The sequence below is a fragment of the Microbulbifer sp. GL-2 genome (assembly GCF_007183175.1).
In the GTDB taxonomy this organism is placed as follows: Bacteria; Pseudomonadota; Gammaproteobacteria; order Pseudomonadales; family Cellvibrionaceae; genus Microbulbifer.
On record NZ_AP019807.1, the window covers coordinates 3,581,065 to 3,596,278 of the forward strand.

Annotated in this window: 13 protein-coding genes; 2 read left to right on the forward strand and 11 right to left on the reverse strand. The window is 49.3% G+C overall.

Annotated elements, in window-relative coordinates; all coding sequences use genetic code 11:
• Positions 1 to 151: 151 nt before the first annotated feature.
• From GL2_RS15670 to GL2_RS15685, 4 genes are all read right to left on the reverse strand, one after another.
• Positions 152 to 772 carry a hypothetical protein gene (locus tag GL2_RS15670; protein ID WP_143731529.1) on the reverse strand — a complete coding sequence of 207 codons (621 nt, stop codon included), beginning with the start codon at positions 770 to 772 and terminating at the stop codon, positions 152 to 154.
• A gap of 871 nt (positions 773 to 1,643) precedes the next feature.
• Positions 1,644 to 2,333, reverse strand: a complete 690-nt coding sequence (locus tag GL2_RS15675; RefSeq protein ID WP_143731530.1) for a YecA family protein — start codon at positions 2,331 to 2,333, stop codon at positions 1,644 to 1,646.
• A complete protein-coding gene (locus GL2_RS15680; RefSeq protein WP_143731531.1) occupies positions 2,330 to 3,556 on the reverse strand; it encodes a restriction endonuclease subunit S in 1,227 nt (408 codons plus the stop codon). The genes GL2_RS15675 and GL2_RS15680 overlap by 4 nt, the downstream gene beginning before the upstream one ends.
• Positions 3,546 to 5,084 (reverse strand): type I restriction-modification system subunit M, encoded by a 1,539-nt coding sequence (locus tag GL2_RS15685; protein WP_143731532.1) that lies wholly within the window; start codon positions 5,082 to 5,084, stop codon positions 3,546 to 3,548. Before GL2_RS15685 ends, GL2_RS15680 begins: the two co-directional genes overlap by 11 nt.
• Positions 5,085 to 5,575: 491 nt before the next feature.
• Between GL2_RS15685 and GL2_RS15690 the strand changes: the two genes are divergently transcribed.
• Positions 5,576 to 6,121 carry a hypothetical protein gene (locus GL2_RS15690; protein ID WP_143731533.1) on the forward strand — a complete coding sequence of 182 codons (546 nt, stop codon included), beginning with the start codon at positions 5,576 to 5,578 and terminating at the stop codon, positions 6,119 to 6,121.
• A 215-nt stretch (positions 6,122 to 6,336) separates the two neighbouring features.
• Here the strand turns inward: GL2_RS15690 and GL2_RS15695 are convergent, their stop codons facing one another.
• The 3 genes from GL2_RS15695 to GL2_RS15705 all read right to left on the reverse strand — a co-directional run bounded on the left by GL2_RS15695 (position 6,337) and on the right by GL2_RS15705 (position 9,477).
• Positions 6,337 to 7,071, reverse strand: coding sequence for a siderophore-interacting protein (locus GL2_RS15695; protein WP_143731534.1), 735 nt, complete (start codon positions 7,069 to 7,071; stop codon positions 6,337 to 6,339).
• Positions 7,072 to 7,085: 14 nt separating this feature from the next.
• The gene (locus GL2_RS15700) at positions 7,086 to 7,523 is read right to left on the reverse strand and encodes a MarR family winged helix-turn-helix transcriptional regulator (RefSeq protein ID WP_143731535.1); all 438 of its coding nucleotides are present in this window, start codon (positions 7,521 to 7,523) and stop codon (positions 7,086 to 7,088) included.
• A 229-nt stretch (positions 7,524 to 7,752) separates the two neighbouring features.
• Positions 7,753 to 9,477, reverse strand: a complete 1,725-nt coding sequence (locus tag GL2_RS15705; RefSeq protein WP_143731536.1) for a hypothetical protein — start codon at positions 9,475 to 9,477, stop codon at positions 7,753 to 7,755.
• 664 nt (positions 9,478 to 10,141) lie between these two features.
• Between GL2_RS15705 and GL2_RS15710 the strand changes: the two genes are divergently transcribed.
• Positions 10,142 to 10,534: a hypothetical protein gene (locus GL2_RS15710; protein WP_143731537.1), complete on the forward strand. Its 393-nt coding sequence runs from the start codon at positions 10,142 to 10,144 to the stop codon at positions 10,532 to 10,534.
• Between the two features lie 37 nt (positions 10,535 to 10,571).
• On the opposite strand, the gene GL2_RS15715 is transcribed toward GL2_RS15710, so the two are convergent.
• The 4 genes from GL2_RS15715 to GL2_RS15730 all read right to left on the reverse strand — a co-directional run bounded on the left by GL2_RS15715 (position 10,572) and on the right by GL2_RS15730 (position 14,740).
• Positions 10,572 to 11,951 (reverse strand): hypothetical protein, encoded by a 1,380-nt coding sequence (locus GL2_RS15715; protein ID WP_143731538.1) that lies wholly within the window; start codon positions 11,949 to 11,951, stop codon positions 10,572 to 10,574.
• Between the two features lie 8 nt (positions 11,952 to 11,959).
• Positions 11,960 to 12,340: a hypothetical protein gene (locus tag GL2_RS15720; protein WP_020415053.1), complete on the reverse strand. Its 381-nt coding sequence runs from the start codon at positions 12,338 to 12,340 to the stop codon at positions 11,960 to 11,962.
• Between the two features lie 13 nt (positions 12,341 to 12,353).
• Positions 12,354 to 13,931, reverse strand: coding sequence for a hypothetical protein (locus GL2_RS15725; RefSeq protein WP_143731539.1), 1,578 nt, complete (start codon positions 13,929 to 13,931; stop codon positions 12,354 to 12,356).
• Between the two features lie 542 nt (positions 13,932 to 14,473).
• Complete coding sequence (locus GL2_RS15730; protein WP_143731540.1) at positions 14,474 to 14,740, reverse strand: hypothetical protein; 267 nt, start codon at positions 14,738 to 14,740, stop codon at positions 14,474 to 14,476.
• Between the last annotated feature and the right edge of the window lie 474 nt (positions 14,741 to 15,214).

Consider the following 15,214-nt stretch of genomic DNA (forward strand, 5'->3'; position numbering starts at 1 on the left):
GGGGTATTGCACTGGGTAGCGGAGTGCTTATCTCACTGCTGGATTATTGGCCTTGTGAGTATTGCACCGCGCCAAGAAGTGAGAAAGGCACTCCTTGGGCGGGGCTGTAACTAGCGTGTGGATATTATCCAGTCGCTAAAGCTAGTGCCTATTAAATTGAGACACCCATATTGCCTTCAGTACCGATACAATATCCAAATATTTCATGGAAAAAGAGGCTTTTACATTCAAAATTGGAGGCGATATGGAAAGTGTCATTCGGGAATTTGGGGTCGTGAAGTCCCAGGTTGTGCTCGGTTCCCACGCAGTAGATATCATTTCTTGGGTCACCGGGCCTAAAGGCAATCCAATCCAGTTTCCAGCCGCCGAGATCACCCTGATCATCCCACTTGCCGTCAATGGGGTTCCATTGACCTACATTACCGTCGGCGCCTACACACCACATTACTCCAAAGTTATCGAAGGCAATCATTTTTAGGGGCCAGGGCTTTTTAATCTCCGGTTCCTCCCAGGCTCCAGTGGTGGTATTCCACTTGGCAAGATTACCTTTAGTCCCAACGCTCCACATGGCATTTGACTTATCAAATGCAATCATCTTGGAATCCCAGGATTGGTTGTACTCTTTTTTGTCAACGAGGCCAAAAGTTCTTGAATTCCACTTTCCGATATTATTCGAAGTGCCCACACACCACAGGTTATCTTCTCTATCAAAAGTGACCATATTTAAATGCCACGTTGAGAGGAATCCTCTGTCTTTAAATTGCATTTCCATGGTTATTCTCCTTTGGGTTTTGGGATCAGGGTTTTCTGATGCTTCGGGGTACCAAAATATGAAGGCTTAAAATGAATGCACTGGATAATTAATCAATAAGCCAGCTGGACTCTTGGCTTCATTTTCGTTAAAAATTCCAGACAAAAAGTATGCGCAGCCTTTTTAAAGGGAAAGTGTTTTATATGCGCATAGCACTTTCCAGCAAAGACTGATACTGTGCTGGCTTATTTATTTTCCATTCGCTGGGTGCTATCTATCCAGTGGCGGCTATTGCTGCAAAAAGTGAGATAGAGGCTTTTTTGCAGGCTATATTTCTGCCCACGAAAGAGCTGGGTTTAAAATAGAGCTAGCCTCTCGGCTTGATAAAAACCTCCTAATCAGTTGTTGCAAGCGATCTTAAAGCAAAGGTCTGTTATTTAATATCCTCCTTCGTTAAAAGGGCGGGGATTCCTACCGGTGGTTGGCGCCATTTTGGAAGTGGTCTGCCAACTCAAAGTAATTTAGAGGAATTAAATAATTGCGAGTCAGTTGGGTCGGCATTAATAGGTTGTCGCCGTGGCGCGTGTATCAATTAATTTGGTCTTGCGGGGAGGGTGTCGTGAATTTTTTGGTTGGAGCGGCAGCCACGGAATTGTCAACAATAGATTTGCCCCAGCGATGGGTTTTTAAAAGTTGGCATTTGGGCGATGTGTTTTCGCCGATTAGGAAAGGAGCAGTTGCTGGAAAGAGGAAGGGAAAGAATACGCAGTGCCTGGGGTATAGGTATCGATTGGGCGCTTCTAAGATGTGTTCACAGGACATCTGAAGTACAGCGTATTCTGTTCAGCGGGATAGAGTTCTCTATTTTATGCGGGGCCGTGTATGGCCGCTATCAATGCAAACAGCAGCGTTTAAACTTTTTACCGCTGCCACAGGGGCAGGGGTCATTGCGGCCGGTTTTGGGCTCTGCTCGGTGAGGGGTTGGTGACAGTTCCGGGGCCCGTTGTTGCAGCCAGTGACGGTGCAGGGCGCGGGCGGCGGGTTCTATTTGGGTGACGCTGTGCTGGTGCTCTGTATCGGTGAGGGTGCCGAGGTGATCGAAGTGTTCCTCGCGGCCGTGCAGGGCGATGGCTTGCAGTTGGGTACCCAGTTCTGTGGGCAGGTTGGGCCATTGGCCCAGGTCGACGCCGCGCATATAGCCGAAGCACCATTCCTCGACGATGGGAAAGGGGGCTTCGCCCTCTCGCTCGGTGATACGAAATAGGGCGCTGAACTCTGCTGGGGTCTCTACCAGCATCATGGCATTGCTGTTCATTAGCTGGAACAGCAGTGCGGTAAAGCGCTGCATCTCCTCCTCGCTCTGCCACTCCGGCTCATTGCCGGAGCCGCCCCAGAGGGCGGAGAACCAGCGGCTGGGGGGAATCATTTCCGGGCCCGACACCAGGGCGGTGAGAAAGCCATCCAGTTCGCAGATATCCAGCACCGAATCGTCGTTGCCGTATTTGTGCAGCACGTCCTCAATAAATTCCAGATCGGCTTCACTGATGGGCGTGTCGAGATCGAGGGTTTCGCTAAATGTCATTGGGCCTCCTCCACCTGGACCCGGCGCTTGCCGGTGAGCAGCTGCTGCATCAGAGCTGTTTTCTCCTGCTTTAGGCAGTCGAGTTTTTGTTGCAGGGTTTCGATTTCTTGATCGGCGCTGGATAGGGTTGCGGCGATTTTTTCTTGTTCTTCTAGGATTGGGATACGGATTCTTAAGTTCTTAATAATTGAGGCGTTGAGATTCGGTTGCCCACCCTGAACTAAATTTATGGCTTCAACCATTTTTCTCTCAAGCAAATGAAAGAAAAATGAGTTAGATATACCTGCCTTTAGGTTAATGGCCAGAATAGCTTGGTTTATTGTGGCACTCTCTAGAAGATTGATTGCTACTCTTCCAGCTGTCGCTCCGTACATAGCTACTAAAATTGTATTTTTAGTGATTGTTTTTGCTGAAGAATTCAATAAGCCTGCTTCAGTAATGAACTCATTTGTTGAAGTTACGAATCGATCGTTTAATTTTCCTGAAGTAATCCATGGGATTGAGCCACCATAGTATTCATCTTTTTTTCTAGATGGGGTGCCACCAGAAAAGCAGTGAGAAATTTCTCCAATGGTAGTTGGTCGCCACTCCCCGTTAAACCGAACCCCACTCTTATCCCGCAGGCGCTTTTTGCCGGTCAGCAGTTGCTGCATCAGGGCCTTTTTCTGCTGACGGCTGTTGGCGAGCAGTTTTTCGCTGGTGTCGATGGCCTTATCCCAGGTGGATAGGATTTGGGCGATCTTTTTTTGTTCGGAGAGAGGCGGGATACGAACTTTGTACTTTTTCAGGTCTCCAAGGTTAATTCGTTTTTGAGCTGACCCAATTGCTTGCTCGATTAACCTACCATTTACAAAAGGTGATTTCAGATATTCGCAAAAGTAAAATGGATCGGTCGCACTGTTAAGGCGCATTACAGCTAAAGCCCTGTTAACATTCCATCCAGCGCATTCACTTGGAACAACCATTGTTCTGCCTACAGTCCCCATCACCGATAAAAGAACTTCGCTGCCGGCAAGCTCAGTTCTCTTGTACTCAAGATGGAGTTCCTCGCTAACTCGCAGAATTTTTGTTCCACATAAACCATCAGCACCGATATCAACAGTTCTGATCATTGGGATACCATTTTCAACGTCTTGTCCAGGTTGCAATATCCCATATGCCATAGAAGTTTTATCAATTAAGCACTGCTCAATGGTTAACTCTTTCCACCCTTTAGGCACCATAACCCAACTCCTGCAAATACTGCTCCATTTCCCCCTCCAGCTCGCTTAACTGGGCTTTCAGCTGCTGCCGCTCGGCGCGCACGGCCAGCAGGTCTATCTCCTCTTCCTCTTCGAAGGTATCCACATAGCGGGGGATATTCAGGTTGTAGTCGTTATTCTGAATTTCCTTGAGGCTGGCCACATAGGCATATTTGTCCAGGTCGGCGCCCTGGCGGTAGGTGGCTACCACCTTGTCGATATTGTCCTGGGTGAGCAGGTTCTGGTTTTTGCCCGCTTTAAATTCCCGCGAGGCATCGATAAACATCACGCTGTCGTCCTGCTTGTCGCGGGCGAAGATCAGGATGGCGGCGGGGATGCCGGTGCCGTAGAAGAGTTTTTCCGGCAGGCCGATCACTGCGTCCAGCAGGTTTTCCTCAATCAGCTGCTTGCGGATCTTGCCCTCGGCAGAGCCCCGGAACAGCACGCCGTGGGGCACCACCACGCCCATACGCCCGCTCTTGGGGTTGAGGGTTTCGATCATATGCAGGATAAAGGCGTAGTCCCCCTTGGTTTTTGGCGGCACGCCGCGCTGAAAGCGGCCGAAGGGGTCGTTGCCGGCTTCGTCGTGGCCCCACTTGTCCAGGGAGAAGGGCGGATTGGCGGTGACGATGTCGAACAGGTCCAGGTTGCCGTTTTTGTCCAGTAGCTTGGGGTTGCGAATGGTATCGCCCCATTCGATTTTGTGGTTGTCCTCGCCGTGCAGGAACATATTCATTTTGGCCAGAGACCAGGTGGAGCCGATAGCTTCCTGGCCGTAGAGTTCGTACTGTTTGCTGTCGTGGTGTTCCCGCACCTTGCGCCCACACTTCATCAGCAGGGAGGCGGAGCCGCACGTAGGATCGCAGATACGATCGCCGGGGCGGGGGTCGAGCAGTTCGGCGATCAACTCAGACACTTCCGGTGGGGTGTAGAACTCGCCGGCCTTCTGGCCGCCGCTGGCGGCGAAGTTCTTGATCAGGTATTCGTAGCCGTTGCCGATCACATCCAGGTTGCCCACGCGGCTGGGGCGCAGGTTTAGTTCGGTTTTGGCGAAGTCTTCCAGCAGGTGGCGGAGGATGGTGTTCTTCTGCTTTTCCTCGCCCAGTTTATCGGTATTGAAGGAGATATCCTGGAACACGCTCTTGCCGGCGTCCTTGAGCTTGGTGCCGTTGGCCTCTTCGATGGCGTGCAGGGCCTGATCGATACGCTCGCCATTGCCGGGCTCGTGGCGGTGTTCGTACAGGGTGTAGAAGCTGGCACTCTGCGGCAGGACAAAGCGCTCGCTCTTCATCATCTCTTCGATCAGCTCCGGCTCGTCGCCGTAGGCTTCCGCGTAGTAGTCGTAGTGGTCCTGCCACACATCGGAGATGTACTTGAGGAACAGCATGGTGAGGATAAAGTCTTTGTAGGTATCGGCGCTGATGGTGCCGCGAAAGGTATCGCAGGCATTCCACAGGGCTTTATTGATACTGTCCTGGCTGATTTGTTCGGCGGCGCTATTGCTGCTCATGGGGTGTTTCTTGTCCTTTGTGTACTGCTGGGGCACTGGGGTCCAGTCGAATTCGGTTTGCGCTGGCATTGCTACAGGTGTTGTCGCAGGTGTTGTTTCCCGGTTTTACGGTGCTATCTGTTTGGGTGGCACGCTGGCCGGGTCTGCTCTGGTACGGTTGCCCGATGGTGTGGGAGCTTCCCAAACAAGGCCGGGCCAAACCCGGATTGCGCTAAGTGTTGGGGATGGTGATTCAGCTGTCGGATGGCGTCAAGGGCATTTATACCCTTCTATCCTGAGCGTGATGCAGCGGCTTAGGTTGTGGGAGTCACTACCGGATAACTCGTGTTGGCGACAGACTCTCCTTGATTGTTTTTTATGCTGCTGTGGTGTGCCTTCGGTATGGCTGGGCTAGCTAATCTATAGAGAGTCCTGTTCACGGAAGCACTGCTGAGGCGCTAATGGCGCCAGAGCAGTGGCCAGGGCTTGTTTGCTGGGAGAGGAGGTCAAATATGATTCGGCATATTGCATGTATCTTGGCGAGCCTGGTTCTGGGATTCTGTGGGAGTTTGAGCCTGGCAGAAACGGAGCAAAATAAAGGAAGGTATCTCGGGGCCTTTAATGACCCCGTGGCTTATTGCCGAGTTGTGGTCAATGCAGATAACCCGGAAGAACCCTATATAGGCCCGGCAAAACCGCAGGTGGTGTTATCGGGTATTTACCAGGCAGCTGGAATTTCTGCCGGTGCCCCGAGGGATTGGGTTGCGGGGGGCACTTTATGGCGTTGTATGGATGGCGGAGTCTATGCGTGCTTTGTCGGCGCCAATCTTCCCTGTGAAGAAAAGGCGGACACTTCGAAGGAGCCCAGTGAGGCAATTACCGCTTACTGTAAGAGCAACCCTGCGTCGGAATCTATACCGGCGGTAGTGACTGGGCGAGTGACTATCTATGCATGGCACTGTGAGAATGGCGTTCCAGAAATTACCCGCCAGGCGCTACAGGTAGATGAACGGGGTTATATTGCTAATTATTGGTATCGGATGGATCGATCAGGATAAAGAGTAATTTTCGCGAAAGTGGTTTGCCTTATGGTAATGGAGGGCTTCTGCTACTGAGGTGTGAAAACATAACGCCGCTGTGAAATACGGGCAAACTATTTTGGGTTTAGCGCACTTGGGGTTAGCGTACTTAGTGTTAGTGTCGGATAAGGCCCCAGGGGAGGGGGTTACTCCCCGCTGCTTTTGAGGCATCTAAAAACTGCTAATTTTCCCCTTTAGGTCTGCTCGTTATCCAGTTTTTTCGCGAGCTTGTGCCCTTCATCAGAGATCCCAAGTTTCCAATAACTGGAAATGTAAATATGGGTTTTGGGGATTTCTTTATCCTGCTTAAAAAATTTCCGTAACTGCCGCATGCTACTAAATTCGCAGGCGGCCCAGATGGCGGCTTGGCCTGGAAGCCAGGGCAGTGCCTGAATTTTAGGGAGGAGAAGTTCACCGGTGGGGAGAGAATTTACCACCCAGTGCAGCTGCAGGTTTTTTGGATGTTTCAGTGGCTGAATATCCGATTCGCTTGAAACTTCTATCACCGCATATCCGCTGGCCTCATCAGGTAGTTGGGCCAGGTTAACGCTAATGGCGGGTAGGGCGGTCATATCGCCGGCGAGCAAAAACCAGTCGGCCTGGGGGTTAATCAGCTTCTTGGGGCCTGGCCCTCCTATCAAAATAGAGTCTCCGGGTTGTGCATTGGCCGCCCAATTTGAGGCTGGCCCTTCATGTTCATGCAACGCGAAGTCGATATCGATTTCTGTCTGCCGTTGGTACCTGATGGTATAGCTTCTCATTAGCGGGCGTGTACCTTCGCCCTTAGGGAAAACCAGTTTTACATAGGCACTTTCCTGGTCGCAGGGAAAGGATTCAAACCCTTCGCCACCCAGAGTGATACGTAACATGTGTTCTGAGACTTTGGTGGAGCGCAAAACGACCAGCTCTCGTGTGCGTTTTTCAGCCATAGTATTGAGGCTCCTTAATCTGAAGTAGAGTGTTCGGTCAGGTTCTCGATCATAACGCTGGCGATATGGGCAAACGCCTTGAGTTCTTTTTCGCTCAGGTTGAGAGTCATTACAGCGATAACCTCTGTTTCCAGGTTATGCACTTTTTCAAGAATCTTTTTTCCTGATGCTGTGGGAGCAAGGAACTGACTGCGGCGGTCATTAGGGTTGTCTGTTTTTTTGATAAGTTTGGATTGAACCAACTCATTAAGTACCCGTGTAATCTGGGCCTTATCTTGATTCATTCGCAGGGCAATTGACCGTGCGGTACCCTGCGGATACTTGCAAATTCCCTTGAGCACGCGAATATGATTTACCGGGAGGTCAATTTTTTGCTCCTGAATGCTGATCCGCAGCTGCTTTTTGTAAGCGTGGATCAGCTGGTGCAGGGTTTCGTTGACTGAGTAGCTCACAGGGTTGCCGCATTAATTTGGTTGATATTGTCAACTTTATTTTAAGTGGTTGATTGTGTCAACTAAATCGAAGGGTGTTGTATTAGATCGAAAGAAACTTTTCGGCGGGGGAGAAATTAGGGCGTGGAGCATTGCAGAGAGTTTTCGCCTTTGGGCGCAGAGTATTGAAAGCTAAAAAGCCGATTGAAGGGGAGGGGGACCCCCTCCCCAATAGCGGTAGGAATCGCGCTTACCAGGTTAAACTGATATCAGTTCCATCAAACTTCACATCTGAGTCGTACACATACTTCAGCGTGCCTTTCCAGAATGAGCCGTGCCACTCCCAGTCGGCATCGTAACTGACTTCATTGAGTACCTTTTGACTAAAGGCCTCAAAGCTGCCGTAGCGCTCTTCACTACCCATAATGACTACCCAGGTTTGCTCGTTCCAGTCGCAGGTGACGGTGTTGGAGTCACCATTGCCACAGGGATAACGCACGGCGATATAGCCGTCGTCTTCCTTGCCGAACTTCCAGTTACCGCTGCGCTTCTCTTCTTCAAACCCTTCCGGCCACTGCAGGGCTACGTTGGAGCCACCGGAATGGAACAGTTCGATTTCCGGGTAGGGGTTGTATTGAATTACGGCAACATTGTTCACCTGTTTGATCTTCGGCAGATGGTCGTTTTGCATGGTGCTATTGCCATCGCCAACCTTTGCCCAGACTGATTGGGTACCGGTGGTGGCGATCCAGGGAGTCTGCTGGTAGCCCTGACGACCACCCCAGTAATTCTGAATGGAGTGCATCATCACACCGCCATCCTTATACATGGAGAAGTTGGCGCCGGAGAGCACCGAGCTGCGGCTGAATACAGCTCCGGCCTTAGCGGCAGCGGGGGCAGCAGCTTCTGAAAGACCCAGGAATTGGTCAAAGGCCTTTAGCCCTTCATACCCTTCGAGCTGATATCTACTGGCGAACCAGGCGGTATCAGCGGCTACATCGGGATGGAAGTAGGCTCCCTGGCTCCAGTAGAAGGGCACACGCTCTTCGCGGGGGAAGTCGGCATAGAGACTGTTTCTGGCATCACCGAGAGAGTGGCCTACCGAGTAATTCATATTCAGGTTTTTACCGAAATACTCAAAGACCTGATCGGTGATCTCCAGGCCGGAGGTAGCCAGCATTACACCTGCGGGGCTTGGTGTTCTTACTGACTCTTTGCCCAGGCCCGTTAAGAGGTAGATGATGCGGTTGATGTTGCCGCCGGAACCGTTCCTGCGATAACCGTCATTACTTCGACCTGCGGCTGAAAAAAGGATGCCTTGGTCGTTGGTGACCAGCAAGATGTCCTGTAGCAAGCGTTGCGCAGCGCCCGTGGCCAGCTCGCGAATTTCTGCATCTTCAGAAAAATCGACGAGGTTAAGTAGCGCAGATAGGGTGTAGGGGTAATAAACCGGGGAGTAAAACTCATAGAAACCATACTGGTTTTTTACTTCCAGGTAGCGCTTCAAACGCTTGTAAGTTCTATCATCCTCAAAAACGCCGTACTTCTCTTGTAGGAGATACTGGGCAGAGGTGTACATGATCATGTGATTTTCAGAGGCGAAGACATGATCCCCAGTGCCGCCTTCCTTAAACCAGAAATGGTATCCGTCCAAAGCAGCAAAGAGTTCGTCTTTGATTTCTGGACGGAAAAACAGGATACGGATGAGCCTGGTAAGGGTGAAGTCTGAATTCTTCTTGCCGCCATTGCGCAAGACATCCAAGTTCTTGTTCAGAGCTTCCCAATTGAGCTCATCGCCAGTGTATGCCTGTAGGACTACAGCGGTATCATTGGTGGAAGAAACCCCCTCTTCAATATATTGCAGCTGCCTATCTTGATATGCGCTCTCATCAAAAGCCTGCGCATTAGCACTGGCCGAATGTATCGACAATCCTAAAAAAATTGGGTACAGCATTCCTACTACTGGTACTTTCATCAGTACTTGTTCCTATTTTGGTTTTTGATTTCTGGCGTTAAACGCCATAAATGTACCACTTGTGTATTAGAGGAATTTATTGGATTAAAAGATAGGTATTTTCTGTCGCTGAAGATTGCCAATTCGATCAGTCAGGTACTTTGGTTCTCACTTTGGGAATATTTTTCTTGTTAAGATTTTTCTTGCCTTAAATATTTATTTTTTATGTCCTATTTATGAAGATTTTGAGGGGCTAATTGGTACAAGATGATAATCAAGATAAATTTATTTTTAGGGGATTTTTTTATAAAAATTGAGTTTATTTGTTCCAGTCTTAAAGTTGAAGGTCAGTTACTACCGGGTCAGAAGGAAAGAATACCCTGCGCTCAAAACTCGCTGTGAATACATCCCTGTACGCTCGTAATCGGCATCCATGCCTCATACGGTCCCGAGCGCAGGCTACTCTTTCATTCTCCCTTGTTAGTAAGTTAAAAAGGCAGAGGTTTTCAGTTTCTACTTTATAGGGTTGCTCTATGTCTTAAACATATTTTTAGGAGGTTCGCACGACAGACTGAAGGAACCCTTAACTTGAGTCAGTTTCTACGCAGGCAGGCTTCAAGTTTGCTACTTTGGTGGCTGTAGATGAAAGTGATAGTAATGATTGTTGGGTATTCAGAGATTAAATATGAAAAAAATACTGATTTTCTTTGCTGCAGGTTGCTTAGGCGCTTTGGCTAACAGCTTAATGGTATGGTTATTTGGGGCTCTTGGTATTACTTCTGCGCTTGGCGTTTCTATTGCTCCCGCCTTATCTGCCGAATGGCTCTATCCAAGGATTGTCTGGGGTGGCATTTGGGGACTTTTTTTCCTCCTTCCCTTTTTGTCATCAAAGCTGCTGTTAAAAGGCGCCATTCTGAGTTTACTTCCCTCTGCATTTCAGCTATTTGTCGTATTCCCAATGATGACAGGCAACGGGGTAGCCGGATTTGGTTTGGGAATGCTTACTCCAATTTTTGTATTGTTCTTTAACTGGGTGTGGGGTGTTGTTGTAGCACTCGCCATAAAATCGGCTAGATAACAAAAGTAACTTCTCTCGCTGTTTTTATTTCTGGGCCTTAGTTCAGAAGGATTCTTTTAACGACGCCAAGCCCCCGGCTGGTAGTGGTTAAAGGTCCATCCAGCCAGTGATCGATAATCCGCTGGGCAAATTCACGTCTTTTTGGCCCGCTACGGCCTTCAGTCAGCTCACCGAGGACCCAGTGATTATGAGCGATCCATGTATCCCGGGCGATTGGTTTAACATGTTGGTCTGCTTCACAAAATAGCGGTAGTGAAGAGGTCAGTTCGCTGGGTTGGTGCAAAGTTTTTCTGGAGATGCTCGGATTCCCCAGGGTATCCCACCAGCGCCTGGCTCCTTCAGGGTCGTGACCAAACTTCTGTTTAAAGGATTTGGTGAAAGGGCTGAGAAAGGGCCAGTTACCGCCATTCAAAATACGCTCAACAATCTCTTTGGTACTTGCCCGGTCGCCGAAGTTCTCCGGGTCGTAAAGTACCCGGTCTTTGGCCGCGGCATGAATAGGGCTGGTAGCATCTGCAGTGACTATTGTTTTTGCTGGTAGGGCCGCTGCGGCGATTGGTAATAGTGATGGCGCGCCCAGGCCCAGGCAGTGAAATTTTTGCAAGATTGTGTTGCGGTCACGATAACCATCCGTAATTCCTTTGAGCACCTGTGCCAGGCGAACATAGCGGCGCGGGACTGGGCGAGCCAATTTGAAAGACGCTGTACCACTAACGTAAAAGTCGGTTGCGTTTAGGTCTCCACAAACACCAGCCAGTCCCATGGCTGCCGAAGTTACACCGGCCTCTGCAGCGAGCTGTCCGGCATCGCGGGCCGTGTTGTAGTCCATTGCACTCAGTACGGCATAGGTTGCGAGGCCTTGGCAGAGAGGATTTTCAGCGACCTTTTGCCAAAGCCTTAAGCTGCGACGGTTGCGTGAGGCAATGCGCTCCACTGTCCAGCCTGTGATCTCCCGTTCCAGGTCCAAGGCCACCAGGCAGGTGCTGGCGAAGTCCTCCTGGGCAATAAGGTCGGTGGGGTTCATCAACAGCTGACGCTGAATCAGCTCAATGGTATCGATAGATTCTGAGCGCTCGGTGCAATCGGTAAGTACTGATTCTGCCAGTGCATCGGCTTTTTTGCGTAAGCTTGGCGGGACCTCGCGACCGCGGGGAAGATGACCGAGCTGGCGGCGTAGTGTTTTGACTTCGCGGGTAATTTCCCTGGCTTTTTCAGAGAACTTCGCAATGACAGAATCGATTAACTGCTTTGTGCCGTTATCGGCAAAGAGTGGCAGGCCCCTGTTGCGCACCTCAACAGCCAACCGCAGGTTTGGGTTTGTAATACGATGGGCTGATAGTAGGTAGCCATCGGCCGAGATGAGATGACTGGCGAAGGCATCCAGAGTTTGACGGCGTAAGTTGGCAATAAAGCGCATTGAAGCAATTACCTCAGTGGCGCTCCCCCGTGGAGTGCATGTGAACAGGATTTCCACTCATCAAGCAGTCCGTGCATGTCTTCCAGTTCCACTTCGAGTTCCAGCGCAACCTGCTCAAAGATATCCCACGCGGCAAAAACATCGGGGTGAGTTTCGATACACTCGGCCACAGCATGATCCATTGGTTCGATGGGCATATCCATCTCATCTTTTTGATGCAGGTTGGGAAGGCTGGGAATAGCCGTCTCGAGACATTCAGCGCGCACAGACTCTTTGGCGGCGTGCCACTCGGCCTTTGCCAACTGCGCCATCGCCAGTAGTACCTCTAATTCCAGCAATTTGATTTCAACACTTTCCTGTTCCGACAAGCAGCCGTCATCCGGTGGCATGGTGCTTCTCCTGTTAACGTATCAGAGGGGTAAAGAGCAGCTCTGCAGCGCCCTGAGAAGATTCATCGCTACTATCAGGGCTTTGAACTCCAAGGGACCAATAGAGATTTGCATTGCTCCGCCATGGCTGGAACCAACGGCTGGCCAGCTTCATAAATGCGATGTCAAAGCTGTTTTTGCCGATATCGGCAAGTGCGAGAGCGTCTACCTCTATACCAGGTCTTCCGCTTAACAGGCTTGAGCTTTTTCTGAATATGCCGCTGAGCCTACAAAAGGCGCCTTTGGTAACGCCGGCATGCGGTAAGTGAGAGAAGCGCACCACGGCATTTGCCTCGGCATCGCTGGAGGGGTCATGCAACTTTATGTGGCTTAATAGCATGCCGCCTTCCTGAGGAGGAGAGGTGACATTTTCTACGAAACCCCGAACTTCAATAAACTCTCCATCCAAGTGGTTACTAAGTTTAGCCAGCTCCACATTCTTACCATTGGGAAGCGCGGTACTAAACGACATCGAGGCAATACCCTTCTGCAGTTCCTTAATATCTTTTGGTATTTCCATGCCGCTCGTGCTCGCGGCAAGTCTGTAGCAGGCCACATGGCTGGCAATGGCCTTGCGAGTAAGAAAATGGGCATCTACGGCGATATCCCCAACCCGCTCAGCCAAGCCGCCGCTACCTCTCCCCAAGAGTTCTTGGATGACGTTATGCATAGCCGCCTGCGCTCCTATGAGTGCGGGCAAGTTCCGTTCTATTTCCCCTGCGAATAACAAGGAAGTGTTTGTGATATTTTCCGGGTTGCCTATCAATACCGCACTGTAAATCTGCTTTTGCCACCCCTCTACAAAATCTGCAAATTCCCTGGTGATAGCTTTCACTTCGCCGATGTCATCGGTTGAGAACCCAGACTTATGCCCTCCCGCCGACACAGCGTTATTAAATTGCGCATGCACTAGAGCCAGCAGGCCGCGACACAGGCACATCATTACCGCATCGGCACCACTTTCCAGGCCTGGGTTCAGGGGTTTATCTGTATTGGGCAGGTAAGCGTTAAGGAGGCTGATATTTTCCGTGTCGCCACTCGCCAGGCCTTCCATTGATGCCTGAATATCGGCCCTTGCCCCTATGTCGGCCAACCTTGTACGCAATCGCTCGACAATACTGCTGGGGACTTCCGTGCCCACCATCTCTTCGGCTTTTGCCAGGAGCCTATCCAGGCGGCTATCGATATCAATTTGTTGAAGCCCATCTTCAAGGTTGGTCGCAAATTGGTCCCTGTTTTCACTGATGGCAATACCTCGTAATACGTATAGGAACTCCAAACCCATTCGATGATCGATTTGATTTAGTTCGGAAGCATTATCTGCGCGGCTTTGTAAATTGCGAAACTCTGCATATCCAAGCCCCAGGCATAGGCGAGCCTGTTGCTCAAGCTGGTTCCAAGAGAAGGTAAGAAGTGTTTTTTGAATAGCTATTGCTTCCCGAAACAACCTCTTGAGTGCGGGATTTTGAACCTTGTAAGCAGGCAGTAAATTAAACTGAGATCTTAGCAGGGATAAATAAGTCTTGCTGGGGTGCACATTGGGTTGTGGCATCCAGGTCTCCTTACGTCACAAACGGGGTTAGTTTCTCAGTCAGGAGGAGTAATGATAGTTAATCGTAGGGTTTCTGCCTCAAGCGTTCATCGCTTGAATGGTTTTCTTTTGAGCATCTTTAAATCAAAGCGAACAGCCGCTTAGCTATTACCTATAGATAATTAGCCTTGCTAAAGACCTGTTTTTGCGCCTTTGATGAACTATTGCCGTTATAGATTTTTAAGGGGGGCTTTGATTAACCATTTATATTGGGCGGGCGTTAATAGAGATGCCGAATATAGAAGTAATTTATTGCGATCTAAAAGCGCTTTGACTGTTCTGACCTCTGTACCATCAGTTGATATAAGCAGAGTATTGGTACTCTGCTTAATTGGTTTGATCACAACTGTAAAGCAACAGTTAGAGATTAAAAAACAACAACTCAGGCGCCCGAAGGGTAAATTGAGAGTAAGTAGGCCGATACTTTTTCAGGCAGCCTAAAAAATGATCATATTTGCTGGTTTGGTAATTGCACTATTTGTATAAAATTTAACAAGCTTGTTTTAGCTTGAACCTAAAGGCACCTTCTCTTCGATAGTTTCAACTGGCATCCAACCTAAGTATTGATGCGCATTTTCGTAATGGTCCATTCCTACCTCCCAGCAAATGAGAGTGGCGCCATCTGATTCAGTGGCAATTTTCCAGATCACCCTGACAAAGCCACGATCTGTAGCGTCTTCCACAGTAGGAAGACAGTCCTGACAGCTAATCCATTGAGGTAACTTACCGTTTGGGCTGGGTTTTCCAGCAAAGGAGATTTGGTTACTCAAAAGAAAGTTCCTCACCAAACAAATTTGAATTGCAAATAGTCTTATTGTTGCTTATTGAGGTGCCAATAGAGGTATCGTTCACCTGGCCGTAATCATAGCATATTTAAGGGTGAGACTTGCCGGTCAACTATAGGCCTATGTAGCAATAATTTGGCCCCAAATGTGAACTGGTTAAATGAAATTTCTATTTAAAGGGGTTGCCGTTAACCTTCATCCAGTAAAAGTAGTTTATTCTTTTAATTTTTAATAACCCTTAGGTCGGCCTGATTATTATTGTTGTGTAGGTATAGAGTTACCTGTGAGTCCATGAGATCGTGTAATTATACTAACACTGTTTAATTTTTTGGCGGGATTTGCACGGGCTGTATTATATTTTTTGGCAATTCTACAGACCAAAATATATTCTTTATTAATGGTGCTGGCAGGTTCTGTAATAGCTAACAAAGGGGTCATTGTTAAAGTTGTGGTGTATCT

Coding starts and splice junctions, on each gene's coding strand:
- GL2_RS15670 (WP_143731529.1), bottom strand. CDS start 772: ATGGAAATGCAATTTAAAGACAGAGGATTCCTCTCAACGTGGCATTTA.
- GL2_RS15675 (WP_143731530.1), bottom strand. CDS start 2,333: ATGACATTTAGCGAAACCCTCGATCTCGACACGCCCATCAGTGAAGCC.
- GL2_RS15680 (WP_143731531.1), bottom strand. CDS start 3,556: ATGGTGCCTAAAGGGTGGAAAGAGTTAACCATTGAGCAGTGCTTAATT.
- GL2_RS15685 (WP_143731532.1), bottom strand. CDS start 5,084: ATGAGCAGCAATAGCGCCGCCGAACAAATCAGCCAGGACAGTATCAAT.
- GL2_RS15690 (WP_143731533.1), top strand. CDS start 5,576: ATGATTCGGCATATTGCATGTATCTTGGCGAGCCTGGTTCTGGGATTC.
- GL2_RS15695 (WP_143731534.1), bottom strand. CDS start 7,071: ATGGCTGAAAAACGCACACGAGAGCTGGTCGTTTTGCGCTCCACCAAA.
- GL2_RS15705 (WP_143731536.1), bottom strand. CDS start 9,477: ATGAAAGTACCAGTAGTAGGAATGCTGTACCCAATTTTTTTAGGATTG.
- GL2_RS15710 (WP_143731537.1), top strand. CDS start 10,142: ATGAAAAAAATACTGATTTTCTTTGCTGCAGGTTGCTTAGGCGCTTTG.
- GL2_RS15715 (WP_143731538.1), bottom strand. CDS start 11,951: ATGCGCTTTATTGCCAACTTACGCCGTCAAACTCTGGATGCCTTCGCC.
- GL2_RS15720 (WP_020415053.1), bottom strand. CDS start 12,340: ATGCCACCGGATGACGGCTGCTTGTCGGAACAGGAAAGTGTTGAAATC.
- GL2_RS15725 (WP_143731539.1), bottom strand. CDS start 13,931: ATGCCACAACCCAATGTGCACCCCAGCAAGACTTATTTATCCCTGCTA.